The 253-nt window shown below is 43.9% G+C and carries 1 pseudogene; it reads left to right on the top strand.

From position 1 onward, the window contains the following. Nucleotides 1–182 (top strand): annotated as a pseudogene (locus tag P8629_RS12335) (YcgN family cysteine cluster protein); the annotation flags it as partial. Nucleotides 183–253 lie beyond the last annotated feature (71 nt).

The following is a 253-nucleotide window of genomic DNA, read 5'->3' as shown; positions in this document are numbered from 1 at the left end:
CTGATACCTGTGCTTATCGGTTACTCGCGGATCAGCAGCCGTTACCTGAATGGCATCCTTTGATCACGGGGTCGAAAGCAGCGATGCATGCGGCAGGGCAAAGTGTCCGTAATCAGGTTGTTTATGAAATCGATGTTATTGATTGGGAAGATCACATTATAAACCATCCTAACAGAAACTAGCGGTATTAAGATTTTTCAATCTCTTATCTTATTAATCGCTGCTTTGCCACTATTGTTAGCGGCGGTTAGGA

This window comes from Hydrogenovibrio sp. 3SP14C1 (assembly GCF_029625905.1).
Taxonomy (GTDB): domain Bacteria; phylum Pseudomonadota; class Gammaproteobacteria; order Thiomicrospirales; family Thiomicrospiraceae; genus Hydrogenovibrio.
This window is presented reverse-complemented; position numbering and strand designations above follow the sequence as displayed.